General features: G+C 59.5%; 15 protein-coding genes. 6 read left to right on the plus strand and 9 right to left on the minus strand.

Going from position 1 to position 12,757, the window contains the following annotated elements:
- Window positions 1–2 precede the first annotated feature (2 nt).
- Together CVU69_00510 and CVU69_00515 are read left to right on the plus strand one after the other, a co-directional pair.
- On the plus strand, window positions 3–458 hold the full coding sequence (locus CVU69_00510) for a hypothetical protein (protein PKN13691.1): 456 nt from the start codon (window positions 3–5) through the stop codon (window positions 456–458).
- Complete coding sequence (locus CVU69_00515) at window positions 455–847, plus strand: hypothetical protein (GenBank protein PKN13692.1); 393 nt, start codon at window positions 455–457, stop codon at window positions 845–847. Before CVU69_00510 ends, CVU69_00515 begins: the two co-directional genes overlap by 4 nt.
- A 61-nt stretch (window positions 848–908) precedes the next feature.
- Here CVU69_00515 and CVU69_00520 read toward each other — a convergent pair whose 3' ends face one another.
- From CVU69_00520 to CVU69_00550, 7 genes are all read right to left on the minus strand, one after another.
- Entirely contained in the window at window positions 909–1,118 is a 210-nt protein-coding gene (locus tag CVU69_00520) for a 4Fe-4S ferredoxin (GenBank protein PKN13693.1), read from the minus strand.
- 7 nt (window positions 1,119–1,125) lie between these two features.
- Complete coding sequence (locus CVU69_00525) at window positions 1,126–1,653, minus strand: hypothetical protein (protein PKN13694.1); 528 nt, start codon at window positions 1,651–1,653, stop codon at window positions 1,126–1,128.
- A 47-nt stretch (window positions 1,654–1,700) separates the two neighbouring features.
- Window positions 1,701–1,991, minus strand: a complete 291-nt coding sequence (locus tag CVU69_00530) for a ferredoxin (protein ID PKN13695.1) — start codon at window positions 1,989–1,991, stop codon at window positions 1,701–1,703.
- 4 nt (window positions 1,992–1,995) lie between these two features.
- The gene (locus CVU69_00535; GenBank protein PKN13852.1) at window positions 1,996–2,970 is read right to left on the minus strand and encodes an acetyl-CoA synthase subunit gamma; all 975 of its coding nucleotides are present in this window, start codon (window positions 2,968–2,970) and stop codon (window positions 1,996–1,998) included.
- Window positions 2,971–3,228: 258 nt separating this feature from the next.
- Entirely contained in the window at window positions 3,229–3,606 is a 378-nt protein-coding gene (locus CVU69_00540; GenBank protein PKN13853.1) for a 4-hydroxybenzoyl-CoA thioesterase, read from the minus strand.
- A gap of 111 nt (window positions 3,607–3,717) precedes the next feature.
- Window positions 3,718–4,968, minus strand: a complete 1,251-nt coding sequence (locus CVU69_00545) for a GGDEF domain-containing protein (protein ID PKN13696.1) — start codon at window positions 4,966–4,968, stop codon at window positions 3,718–3,720.
- A gap of 98 nt (window positions 4,969–5,066) precedes the next feature.
- Complete coding sequence (locus tag CVU69_00550; GenBank protein ID PKN13697.1) at window positions 5,067–6,869, minus strand: hypothetical protein; 1,803 nt, start codon at window positions 6,867–6,869, stop codon at window positions 5,067–5,069.
- Window positions 6,870–7,088: 219 nt separating this feature from the next.
- On the opposite strand from CVU69_00550, the gene CVU69_00555 reads away from it, so the two are divergent.
- From CVU69_00555 to CVU69_00570, 4 genes are all read left to right on the plus strand, one after another.
- Window positions 7,089–8,294 (plus strand): MFS transporter, encoded by a 1,206-nt coding sequence (locus tag CVU69_00555; protein PKN13698.1) that lies wholly within the window; start codon window positions 7,089–7,091, stop codon window positions 8,292–8,294.
- 179 nt (window positions 8,295–8,473) lie between these two features.
- Complete coding sequence (locus tag CVU69_00560; GenBank protein PKN13699.1) at window positions 8,474–8,752, plus strand: hypothetical protein; 279 nt, start codon at window positions 8,474–8,476, stop codon at window positions 8,750–8,752.
- 91 nt (window positions 8,753–8,843) lie between these two features.
- Entirely contained in the window at window positions 8,844–9,356 is a 513-nt protein-coding gene (locus tag CVU69_00565; protein PKN13700.1) for a GNAT family N-acetyltransferase, read from the plus strand.
- Complete coding sequence (locus tag CVU69_00570) at window positions 9,353–10,492, plus strand: acetylornithine deacetylase (protein PKN13701.1); 1,140 nt, start codon at window positions 9,353–9,355, stop codon at window positions 10,490–10,492. Before CVU69_00565 ends, CVU69_00570 begins: the two co-directional genes overlap by 4 nt.
- Here CVU69_00570 and CVU69_00575 read toward each other — a convergent pair.
- Both CVU69_00575 and CVU69_00580 read right to left on the minus strand, forming a co-directional pair.
- Entirely contained in the window at window positions 10,489–11,943 is a 1,455-nt protein-coding gene (locus tag CVU69_00575) for an ATP-binding protein (GenBank protein PKN13702.1), read from the minus strand. The genes CVU69_00570 and CVU69_00575 overlap by 4 nt on opposite strands.
- Before the next feature lie 65 nt (window positions 11,944–12,008).
- Entirely contained in the window at window positions 12,009–12,680 is a 672-nt protein-coding gene (locus tag CVU69_00580) for a 1-acyl-sn-glycerol-3-phosphate acyltransferase (GenBank protein PKN13703.1), read from the minus strand.
- Window positions 12,681–12,757 lie beyond the last annotated feature (77 nt).

Genomic DNA, 12,757 nt, shown 5'->3' on the forward strand with positions numbered 1-12,757 from the left:
TGATGCTGTATCGCAGCGCGCGCCTTCTCCTTGCCACGATGACCGTTCTTTTCTGTCTGAGTTGGCATTCTGTTGCCGCACCCCCCGCCGCGCCGGCCAAACCGGCGGACATGGGGGGCGTCGGTCTGCAGGTGGTGCCGATCTCCACTGGTGAGATTGTAGTCATCGCGGTCTTGGCGAAATCTCCGGCTGATAAAGCCAAGCTGCGCCCCGGTGATCTGATTAGCGCCGTCGACGGCGTGGCATTACGCGGCAGCAAGTTTGCCGATGTGACCAAAAATCGGCTTTGGGGCAAGGTTGGCACCAAGGTCAAACTGACCTGGCAGCGCCCCGGCGTGGCCGGTAAGAAGAGTGCACAGCTGGTGCGGGCGGCCCTCAAGAATGAACCGCCGCAGGATCTCGAGGTCAAGCTGCTCGTACCGGCCGCGACTCCTGTTCCTGAGGTGTCTAAACCATGAGCGGTAAAGAGATCACTCTCACTTTTTACGGGCGGCGTTTTTTGCGGGAAGATTGGCGTATCGATTTCGACCGTGCCAGCATCGATGCCTGGGTGAGCAGGTTGCAGGGCGAATACACCCCTTTCCAGATTAGCGTTCATGGTCGCTGGCAGGAAGAAGTTGTCCTTGAAATTAACGGCTACGCTGATCTCCTCAACTGTGTGCGGCTGAGTTCTCCAAAAGACGGTATCGGAAACCTTTGTCTCGGTCATGTCCTCGGCAAGAGTGCCAACTGCAATCTGGAAGAAGATATCCGCCGCGGTGTCAGTCGCGTCGCCTTTGCGCCGGAGATGGTTGAACCGGACGGGGAGAATAAACGGGTGTGTCACAACTGCGGTTGCGGGTGTTGAGGAAAAAACGGACGATATAGCTAGAACCCGACGCCATGAGGCGGTCGGGTTTTTTTATAGGTCAAATAAGACACAAGGCGTGATGCGGGCAGGCGGGGAGGCAGAGGCCGCAGCCGGAACAGCGCTGCGTATTAACGATAGCGGTTTTACGCCCAAATCCGTCGGCGCGTTCTGTCACGAGGGTGAGTGCGTGGAGGGGGCAGGCGGCGACACAACGGCCACAGCCGGTGCAGTTCGCGGTGATCAGGACGGGGGGATCTTCTTGCTGCACGCTACACCTAAAAATCCAGGTGGCGTTCGACAAACTTTTCGATGCTGTTGATCTCTCTTTGCAATTCGTAATTGCGGTTTTCCAGTTGAATAATCTCTTCCCCGAGACGCGCCTGCCTTTCCTTGAAGGCCGCCATCTGTGTTTTGGAATCTTCGATCATCTTACTTAAATCCCCGTTTACTCCTCCCATACTCTGTTTTTGCCGTTCCTCCAGGGCGAGAATCCGCTCGCTCCAGGTCTTTTGCGCATCTTCAATGTTGTTACGGGTATTTTTCAAGGCGTTAATGTCCCGCTCGACGACTTCGATGCGCCGCGAGCGAAAACTCAGATAAGCAATCGCCAGATTGAGTCTCTCCAGCGATTCTTTGTTGTTGGTGCTCTTTTGTTCGGCTTCCAGGGCCGTTGCCAGGCGATTGATCGCTGTTGTCAAAGCATCGACTGACGCCGGCGCCAGGGGCGTCTGCTCTGATGCGGCGGCCGGAGAAGAAGAGAGGAGCAGGAGGAAGAGAGCAGCTACGGTCAGAAATTGTGACATCAAAGACTCCGGATTATCGGGAAAAAGGAATGGTGCGAAGTAGTTCTTCAGGAACAACAGTCGCCACCGGGAGCGCGCAGATTATGTTCACGCAGCCAGTCATTGATCAGACCGGTGGCACAGCCGACCCCGGCGTCAACGGAGATTGCCGCCACCGGACAGTTTAGCTGGCAGGCGCCGCACTCCATGCAGTCGTCGCGAAGGGAGATGGCCGCCTTCTTTTTTTGCAGAATAAAGACCTGATGCGGGCAGACTTCCAGACAGCGACCGCAGCCGATGCAGAGTTCTTCCTGCAGCTGCAGGGTCGTCACATTCTTTAAATAGTGAAAGTTTTTCATCCCTTTATCCTTTCCCGGGCAGCCAGTGACCGACAGCCAGCAGTATACCGCCGACCAGAATTGCTAGACCCATGAGCGGCATCGCCAGCCGCATATCCTTTTTGACCCCGTTCGGAGAAGTGTAGGTCGTGCAGCCGGTGAAGTTGAGAGTGTAAAAAGCACTCACGGCCGGCAGGGCAAGAAAGGCTGCCAGCGTCTGGGGGATACTCCAGTCGTCGCCGAGTAATTGATAGTAAAGGAGCGCCCAAAGCAAGCCGACGCTGGCGCCTTTGACGGCAAAGCTCCGCCCCGGCAGCCAGGGGAGGAGCAGAGGTCCGATAACGATACCGGTGTAAAGGGCGCCGAGATAGGCGAAGATCATCCGGCTGGCAGCGACGCTGCCGCTGCTGAAGAAGCCGAGGAGGAAGAGGATCAGGGTGATGATCGTCGCCGATTTCGCGGCATGGACGATCTCGACCGGGAGGAGGACGAGCCGTTCGTAGAGGCTGAAGGTCAGCTCCCGCATCGCCATGGTCGTCACCAAACCGTTGTCGAGGTAGGCAGGGAGATCGGCGGCACGGATGGTCCCGTAGCGGACCGTGAAGCCGCTCTGTTTCTTCACCTCGTGGGCTGCCACCCCTGGTGCGCCGAGGATCGGCAGGATCAACTGCCGATGGCTGACGATAGCCGCGAGGTTGGTGGCGCTGATTTGTGTCAGCAGTTCACTGGTGCCGAAGGTTCCTTTGCCAGCTGCACACCAGACATTGACGCCGAAGGTCTCCAGCACCAGCAGCCAGACATTGCGGCCGCGCAGGGTCTGGCGCAGGATGTCGTAACTCATCTTATAGTTGGCAGTGACCAGAACCGGCGCCTCTGCATCCGGGGTGCCGATGGCATAAAGTCCGGGGGGGACAAGATAGTGCATCCGGCCGATTCCCCAGCGTGCTTTGCAGGCGCCGAGATGATCACTCAGGGTCAGTTCACTGGTGATCTGCGGCACCCGACCATGTGCTGTCGACAGCCAGCGCAGAAAACCGGGGACCTGTTCGGTGATAGCACCGCCACGGGTGGTGGCCGGCGGTCCGCAGCAGGGGGGCTTCTCCGCCAGGGCAGGGGCTGCTGTTGGCGGGCAGCAACTCGACGACGGCGCACAGCAGGATGGTGTGGGACGTTTTTCGATCTTTTTAAAGCTGCGTATTTTCATAGTGGTAGCCGGAAAGATTCTTGCGTTTGAAGGTTAGTATATCCGATTGTCGAGTCATTGCGAAGCCAGGTGTGCGGTCAGTTCCGGCGGTAGTTTCGGGCGGCCGTTGGCGCCGACGGCGGTGCCGGTGACCTGCGCCTTGACGATCAATTTATGGTCGGGTTGGCGATAGATCGTTTGCAGAAAAGTGATTCGCACCGGCGAAGCCCGCACCATCACCACTTCGACGACAAAGGTGTCGCCGCTGGTCAGGGAGGTTCTGTAATCGATCTCGACCCGTGTCACCACCAGATTAATGCCCTGCGCTGTCAGAGAAGAAAAGTCGATGCCGAGCGTTTTGAGGTATTCGTGGCGGGCATGTTCCAGATAGTTCTGGTAAACGGCGTTGTTCACCACCCCTTGCAGGTCGCATTCGTAATCGCGCACCGCCATCTCCAGACGAAAGTTTTTAGATTCCACTTGTTAACTCCTTGTCCCTCGCAGCAAAAAGACCTGAATTAGTTGCCGCTGGGGAAAACCGTCCGGTAATCTCAGGGTTCTCGCTCAGCTGTTCTTCGCGCCGGATCGAACCACGCAGTTGCGCCCCTGCTCCTTGGCCCGATACAGGGCTTTGTCTGCGGCCTTGAGGACCGCCTCCGGGGTGAGATTGAAGTTGTTGCGTTCGGCTACGCCGATACTCGCTGTCACCTTCAATTTCTTTCCTCCGCCGCTTTTAATCGGTTCCTCCGGTTTCTCTTTGGGCCGGCCGACGTCGCGCAGGGTAAAGCCACTCATCTCGATGCTATGCCGTAACTCTTCGAGGTGGGGCAGCGCTTCCCGCGCACTTTTGTTCGGAAAGAAGACGGTAAACTCTTCGCCGCCGAAGCGATAGGGGCGGCCGCCGCCGCGGACCTCCTCTATCTGCGTCGCGACCATCTTCAGGATCTGATCACCGACGTCATGACCATGCGTGTCATTGACCTTCTTGAAATGATCGATATCGACCATGGCGATGGTGTAGGTGCGTCCGACCTTGAGTAATTCCTCGCTCAGCGCCCGCCGCGCCGGCAGACCGGTCAATTCGTCACGATAGGCCATGCGGTGCGATGATTCGACCAGCGAGACGGTGAGGATCAGTCCGGAGGTGGCGAACCAGAGGGTCAACGTCTCTCCGGAGACCCCGGCGGCGAGGGGGACGATAGCGGCAACCAGTGCCCAGAGGAAGCCGCCGTCGATCGCCGAGGGGTGGCGCGGGAAACGGAAGAATAAAATTCCGCCCCCGAGGAGGAGCCCAGCCAAAGGGATCTGTGCCAGGGGCAGACGATCGAGAACCGTCCAGGGGAGAGGTTTGCCGATCAGGAAGTTGCTGAGAGCCGCGGGGCTGGCAAGATATGCGAGATAAAGGCAAAAAGGTTGCGCTGCGATCATCCCGGCGCGCAGCAGCCCGGGCCGGGAAAGTAAGCCGCGTTCGACAAAGAAGCTGATCATCGCCAGATTCAGAGGGATGAGGAATTCGGCAGCAGCAATGACGAGCACGCTGGTTTCACCGTCCGGAAAGCGGCGCAGGCACAGGTCGGTCAGGGTCAAAAGAACCAGTGCAAAGAAGAGTCGGGTGTGATTGAAGCGCCAGCTGAGAAAGAGTCCGAGCGACAGCACCAGGGCGGGGTAGTAGGCAAAGAAGCCGCGGACCTGGTCGGGGAGGGTGAGGAGATGAAAGAGGAGGACGCCGCCCAGAACCAGCAGCCCGCCGGGGAGGAGATAGACGAGGTCCCGCTGGCGCAGGTTGATTTCAGCGGTCGAAGGGAAGAGTGCCATGTTTTATAGTCCATTGATGGCCAGAAGTTTTGAGGAGATTCATAGCACGAGTCCGCCGCGCTGTAAATCTCTGAAAGATATTAGCATCTCGCTCCCGGCTAACGCGGCGGGCGGCGCGCTTCGTGGAACCAGGGGCGGTACTCTTCCATGCGTTCACGTTGCGCGGCCGGGGCCTGGCGGCGGCAGCTGGCGAAGTCCGGGGAGTCCGGAGTCGCACCCCAGCGGCGTTCAACGCAATCGTTAGGATTATAACCGATTTCGATGCCGGGCCGGCGCGCGTAGATCTCGGCCAGGCTCAGTTTCCAGGGGGAGCCGTCGCTGCGGGTGTAGATGATGAAGCGTTCCTTGATCCGCCGGGCATGCAGTTGTTCGATCCGCGTCGCCGCAACACCGGCGGTTTCATGCCGCAGCACATAAAGTTCAGGATGGCGGCGGATGCGGTCGGGGAGATTGGCGAGCACCTTCAGGGCGATGAGAATACGCATGTCGCGGGAAGGGGTGGCGTAATCTTCCCAAGGGCCGGTGGTTTCGAAGATCGCCGGGCCGCGCGGCATCGGGATGACTGTACCGGGGTGGGCGCGCATGTACGCTTCGCCATTGTCGACCGAGCGCACCCGGGTTTCGATCTGTTCCAGCAAGGCGTCGAGGGTGGCGTTGTAGGCGGCCTCCGGACTCTGGCCGCGCGGGTTAATGAGCTTCTCCATGCGGGCGTAAAAGTCTTCGGGACTGATGTTGGTCTGTTCGGTCGAATAGGGGGTCAGGCCGGAGCCTGCTGTCAGAGCGCGGTTGGGGAGGGGAGCCCATCCTCCTTTACCATCGTTGGCAACCGGGACGCGATAGGCCTTGAATCCGGGTCCGGCCGCCGGGGTTTGCGCAAAGAGGAAGTTCCCTTCCCAAAAGCGTTTACGGGCGACGGAGTTGTCAGGCTGGGCATCGACGGCGAAGAGCAGCCCGCTCCGTTCCTTGGTCTGCGAAATCCACTTGACGATCATCAGGGTGTGGCCGTAGGGGTCGGCGAAGACGGTGCCGGGCCACAACGCTTCGCGCGTGAGCGGTACCGGATAAAAATCGGTGGCATCATCGCTGAGGCCGGTGCGGCCGCCGCCGGAGGTGACGCGGTCCATGAGCCGGCGGCTCACCTGGTGGAAGGCGGCGGCAGAGGCGGTGGTGCCGACGAAGGTGCGGTTGATCTCCGCCGGATCACAGGTCGGCGCGCGACTGGCACTGCCGCGGTTGCAGGCGCGATAGCTGACCGGCAGGCCGAGCTTCCAGGCAAAGTAGGCGCGCAGAAAGTAAGGGAGGTCGGCACAATCGGGTTCGGCCGGGAACTGCAGGTCCTCCCCCTTCTTCAGGTAATCGTAAAGGAAATTGCGCTGCGGATCGCGCAGCACCGGTTCCAGAGAGGGGAAGCTCAACGATTCCTCCGGGGGGGCGTCGAAGAGATGTTCGACCCAGGCGGCGTAGAACGCCTGCGTCGCCAGATCCCATTCGCCGTTGCCGCGGTTGCCGGTTCCAGCACCGACCTGAATCTCACTACAGGCGACAACCTTTCTCCCTCGGTTCGCTTCGATGCGGTAGCGGCCTTGGCCGGCGGCAGGAAGGAGCGCCCGCAGACTCCAGGGGGGGCCGCCGCCGTTCATTGCCGACAGCTTTGTCCGCCGCCCCGCCGGATCGGTGACCGTGAGATCGCTCAGCGCGCCGTCGGTCGCCACCACCATGATCTCCACCTTCTCCCCCGGTTGGGGCAGGAGCGGGGCGCTCCAGATCCGGACCTCCTCCCCCTGAAGACATGCCGCTGCAGCGGCACTGTCAGCACTCAGAAAAAGAAGAATAAGCAGGGCTAGGAGCCAGGGCAGAGCTCTACTCACAGAGTAAATCGTTGGATGTTGGATTTTTAGCATCGGTTAATCCGTTCTTGCCGGGGCAAAAAGTGGCCAAGATTGGAGCGATGGCCGCTCCAGAGGTAGTCCTCCCGGGTTTGTGAAGATACCGGCCCGTACGTGTATACACGGCAGGGTGAGGATGGCAAGTGTGCTCTGAGATGTCAACGGAAAATGAGGAAATGGTTATGGACAGGATTTACTTTTGCATTGAGATTGACCGTGGTTTAGCATGCCCCCATGAACAGAACGACAGCAGCGAAAATAACCGAATCGCCGGAACCGTCGCAACGCTCCGCCCTGCGGGTTCTTGTTGGCGGGATCCTCGGCATGATGGTGGCGATGGGGATCGGTCGCTTTGCCTTTACGCCGATTCTTCCGTTGATGCAGCGCGATCTGGGGATCAGCTACAGTCTGGCCGGAAGCCTTGCCTCTCTCAGCTATGCAGGGTATCTGGCCGGGGCGCTGCTCTGCGCTCTGTGGCCCCGCGTGCTCCGGAGCACGCTCGTCAACGTCTCTGCCCTGGGGGTCTGTATTGTCGCAACTCTGGGGATGGGATTGACCAACTCGGCCTTCGGGTGGTGCGCCTTACGGCTGGTCACGGGGTTTGCCAGTGCCATCCTGTTTGTGGTCATAGCTGTCGAAGTATCGGAAATCCTTGTCCGCAGCCGGCACAGCCGCTGGGCGAGCGCCCTTTACGGCGGGATCGGGCTGGGCATCGCCATGAGCGGTGCAATCGTGCCGCTGCTCGATTGGCTGGGCGGTTGGCGTGCTGCTTGGCTGGGCATGGGCATGCTCTCTGTACTCCTGGCCATGGGCGGTATTACACTGGCTGGCAAGAGCCGGGGGGCGATTGAGGTGCCGGATGGAGCGACGCCTACCGGAGGGAATCTTGTCGGCATCACTCGGCTGGCCAGCGCCTATTTCCTGGAAGGGATGGGCTACATTGTCAGCGCCACCTTTTTGGTCACGATGATTGCGCATACGCCAGGGCTGGAGCGCTTTGCTCCCTGGAGCTGGGTGGTGGTGGGGCTCGCCGCGGCGCCTTCGACCATCATCTGGCAGCAGATAGCGTGCAGGATAGGGGTACGTCCGGCTTTAACGCTGGCATTTTTGCTGCAAGCCTGCGGCATCGTCTTGAGCAGCGTCGCAACGCATGCCTTCAGCACTGCATTGGCGGCCGTTATCTTCGGTGGTACCTTCCTCGGGATTGTGGCGTTGACCATGGCTGAAGGGGGCAGACGCGCTGGCATACAAGGACGCCGCGCCGCCGCCATTCTGACCGTCTGTTTCGGGGCGGGTCAGGTGGTCGGTCCGCCCCTGGCCGGGCTGCTGGCCGATCAACAGGGAAGCTTCATGTTGCCGCTCCTGCTGGCCGGCGCCGTGGTGGCGCTGGGTGGTGTACTGGTGGCAACGGACGGTAATTTCTCTACGAAGCAACCATAAAAATAAATTCGTCCCTTTTTCCACTCGCCCACTCTGTCCTTCCGTTCTAAACCAGTCAGGTTCCGGGGGTTGCGCCCCCGACGACGCCCTACTTCTTTTCCTTGCCGGAAAGAAGTAGGCAAGAAAAGGCACCCCAATCGCCTGGCCCGCTCCGCGGGTTCCCTGCGCACGACAGACGTTTGGCGGGCGGACAAAAACTCGCTGCCCTCGATTATAATGAGGTCGCAACGATCCTTAGTCAGGGACTGGGGACAAAGGTCGAGTACCAGTCGATCAGCGAAGAGGACATGGTACAGGCTGCGATCAAGAACGGCCTGCCCGCCGCGGCCGCGCAGTATCTGGCGCTCCTCTATAGCGGGGTGCGCAACGGCTGGTTTGACATCGTCACCGATGATGTGCAGCAGGTCACCGGTCAGTCCCCGCGCAGTCTGGCAGAAGTTGTGGCCAGACGGCCGTAACCCACTCCTGCTTTCAAGACAAAAACTATGCAACTTGAGCGGCGAGGGCTATACTTAATGCAGATTCTATCCCTTCTGTGAGGTTGCAACCATGAACAGTGAACCAGTTGAAATAAAAGAACGCGTCCGCATTCGCGAGATGACGATTGACGATCTTTCCGAGGTCTTTCATCTCGGTGAAAAGCTCTTTACCTCCGAGTATTCGCCGAGTATGTATCGCACCTGGGACGAGTATGAAATCACCACCCTCTTCAACTCCGACAATGAACTCTGCATGGTCGCCGAACAGGAGGATGAAATCATCGGCTTCGCCCTCGGCACGACGGTGAAGAAGTCTCATTCAGCCTGGAAGTACGGCTACTTCGTCTGGCTCGGGGTGAAGAAGGGGATCCAGAAGAGCGGCGCCGGCGCCAAGCTCTTTCGCGAGATCAAGCGGCGGATGATCGAGCAGGGGGTGCGGATGATGCTCATCGATACTGATGCCGATAACGAGGCCGGTATTAACTTCTTTAAAAAACAGGGCTTCGGCAATATCCAGGAGCATGTCTACATGAGTCTCAATCTCTCGAAAAAAAGTAAGCCGAAGAAGGAGAAGTCGGAATGAGCGGCGATCCGCGTCTCGATCTGGTCTGGAGTGCCATCAACCCGCAGCGACTGCGACAGCACCTGCTGGAGATGATCGATATCTATTCCCCTTCCGGCAAGGAGGAGGATATCCAGCTTTATCTCGAAGGGGTCTTGCAGGCAGCCGGTCTCAGCGTGCAGCGACAACTCGTCGAGGATGATCGTTATAATCTCATCGCCACCTTGGGGAGCACCCCGCCGCAGTTCTATCTGGTCGGGCATGTCGATACCGTACCGGCCTGGGATCTTGACGATTACGAAGCCAAGGAGGAATGGGGGATTGTGCGGGGGCTGGGGAGTGCCGATATGAAGGGGGGGTGTGCCGCCATGCTCGAAGCCTTTCTGTCTCTGGCGACTTTGCCGTTAGATGCGCAGCCGGCGGTCGGCCTGTTGCTGGTGGTCGGTGAAGAAGAGAACGGTGACGGCAGTGAGCGCTTTTTAGAGAGTTGTACCCCGACCTGGGTGGTGATCGGCGAACCGACCTCACTCTCACCCTGTTTCGGTCATTACGGTTATGTCGAGGCGCAGCTCGTCACCAGGGGGCGACGAAGCCATTCTTCGCTGCCGGAACTCGGGCATAACGCCGTCGAGTCGATGTTGCAGATCCTGCTGCAACTCGGGCAGGCCCCCCTCTTTGCCCGCGATAATCTCCAGGTCTTTTATTCGATCCGCGAACTGAGCTCGTCCCGCGCCGGCTTTGTCGTCCCGGATCGCTGCGAAGCCCTCATCGATCTCCATCTCGCCCCGGAGATCTCTCCGGATCAGGTGAAAGCAGCGATCAGCGAGCAGTTGGCCGGGGCCGGCGATGCCATCCCCGATCTCCATCTTGAGGTCACTTTTGATTTCTCTGCCAGTGGCTACCAGTTAGCGGCGCATCAATGGCTGGAGCAGGTGCTGGAAAAGATCTATCCCAAGCTCAATCTCCCCCTGCAACTCACCCCGTTCCGTTCTCATTCTGACGGCAATCTCTTCTTTGCTGCCGGTGTGCAGCCGTTGATCCTCGGGCCGGGCTCGCTGGAGACTGCCCACACCAATGAAGAGCAGACCTCTCTCGCCGAAGTCGAAGCGGCGGCGCGGATTTACGCCGCCATTTGTCTCGGCGTCCCCCGGGCTTAACGTTTTTTTCCACCACCGAATAAGGAACCGAGCACGCCGCGGATAATCTGCCGGCCGAGGGAGCTGCCGATGGCGTGTGCGGCGCTTTTGGCAGCAGCGGCGAGGAGGTCGCCGCCGGGAGCTGCCGGAGCTGCCTTGCGGCCGCGCGGTTCCGGGGTGACGGCGACAACTTCGGCTTCGGCGCGGGCTTTGAGTTTTTCGTAGGCGGATTCGCGATCGATCGCCTTTTCATAATGGCCGGCCAGGGGTGAGGTGCGGATGACATTGGCCATTTCGGCCGGGGTGAGGGGTGTCAATCGGCTGCGCGGCGGGAAGATGAGGGCGCGCTCGACCGGGGTCGGCGCCCCTTTGCGATCAAGGATCGAGACCAGCGCTTCGCCGGTCTCCAGTTCCATGATGGCGGTGGCCACATCAAGACCGGGGCGGGCGCGGAAGGTCTCGGCAGCGGCGCGTACGGCGCGTTGGTCCTTAGGGGTAAAGGCGCGCAGGGCGTGCTGGACGCGGTTGCCGAGCTGGCCGAGGATGGCTTCGGGGATGTCGAGGGGGTTCTGAGTGACAAAGTAGACCCCGACCCCCTTGGAGCGGATCAGCCGCACCACCTGCTCGATCTTGTCGAGGAGGGCCCGGGGCGGATTGTCGAAAAGGAGGTGGGCTTCGTCGAAGAAGAAGACGAGTTTCGGCTTCTCCGGATCACCGGCTTCGGGGAGGCGTTCAAAGAGTTCCGCCAGCAGCCAGAGGAGGAAGGTGGCATAAAGTTTCGGGTTCTGCATCAGGCGGTTGGCATTGAGGATATTAATAACGCCACGGCCATCGCCATCACACTGAATCAGGTCTTCAAGATCGAGAGCCGGTTCGCCGAAGAAACGGTCGCCCCCCGCTTCTTCTAAAGTCATCAGGCTGCGTTGGATAGCGCCGATACTCGCCGCCGAGATGTTGCCGTAGCTGGTGCGAAACTCTGTGGCGTTATCCCCGACATAGCGGACCATCTCTTGAAAGTCTTTGAGGTCCAGAAGGAGAAGGCCCTGATCATCAGCGATCTTGAAGACCAGGCTTAAAACGCCGGACTGGGTCTCGTTGAGATTGAAGAGGCGGGCAAAGAGGAGGGGACCCATCTCAGAGACCGTTGTCCGCACCGGGTGCCCCTGCTCACCGTAAAGATCCCAGAAGACGGTGGGAAATCCTTCGGTGGTGTAATCATCAAGTTGGAGAAGGGCAACCCTTTCCTGGACTTTGGGATGCTCGCCGCCGGCCTGGGCGATGCCGCTCAAATCTCCCTTGACGTCGGCCATGAAGACCGGGACGCCGCAGCGGCTGAACTGTTCGGCGAGAACACGCAGAGTCACGGTCTTGCCGGTACCGGTGGCGCCGGCGATGAGACCGTGGCGGTTGGCCATCTTCGGCAGGATGGCAATCTCTTCAGTCCCTTTGGCGATGGTCAGCAATTCGCTCATGATTGGCCTCTTGTGAAGGGTTTACCACCCCCCGACCCCCTCCTTAAAAAAGGAGGGGGAGGTGGTCAAAAGCGCCCCTCCTTTTTTAAGGAGGGGCTGGGGGTGGTCGATTTAACTAGTCCATCTGCAATCGCCGCCATCACCCGCTCGACGATCATTTGATGCGTCTCTTTATGGTCGTCGAGGAGATAAAGATCGCTCAGATCGAGAGGCGGGCCGAAGTGTGCTTTGCCGCGTTGGCCGATGCCGGGGAAGCGCCAGTGATTCAATCCGGTGAGAGCGACCGGGATGACGACCGGTCGGGCATCGTAAATCAGCTTGCCAACGCCGCGATTCCCTTTGCCGAGCGAGCCATCGGGTCGGCGCGTCCCTTCCGGGAAGAGCATGACCTTCTCGGTCTTCAACAGTTTGCTGAGAACGGCGGTCGCCCGCACATCGCGACCTCGTTTGACCGGGAAAGCGCCGAGAGAAACGAAAAACCAACGGAGGAAGGGGTGGTTGAAGAGTTCTTCTTTGGCTGGAGCCCAGATCATCTGCCACGGCTGTATTTTGAGAATCGCCCAGGGGATAAGGACGGTTTCGTAGCCGGAGATATGATTGGCGGCAAAGAGAACGCCGCCCTGACGCGGGATATGTTCGCTCCCTTTGGTGCGAAAGCGATTGCAGCCGGAAGCGTAGAGGCCGATGGTGGTGGCAACGAATGTCACCCAGAATCGACGCAGGAGTGAAACTTTCACAAGGGCTCCACGAGATTGATTAGATTGCCGAGCGAAGCAACTGATGAAGAAAGTACAATATCTTGACAGGTGGCGGC

Source organism: Deltaproteobacteria bacterium HGW-Deltaproteobacteria-4 (genome assembly GCA_002841765.1).
Lineage (GTDB): Bacteria > Desulfobacterota > Desulfuromonadia > Desulfuromonadales > UBA2197 > UBA2197.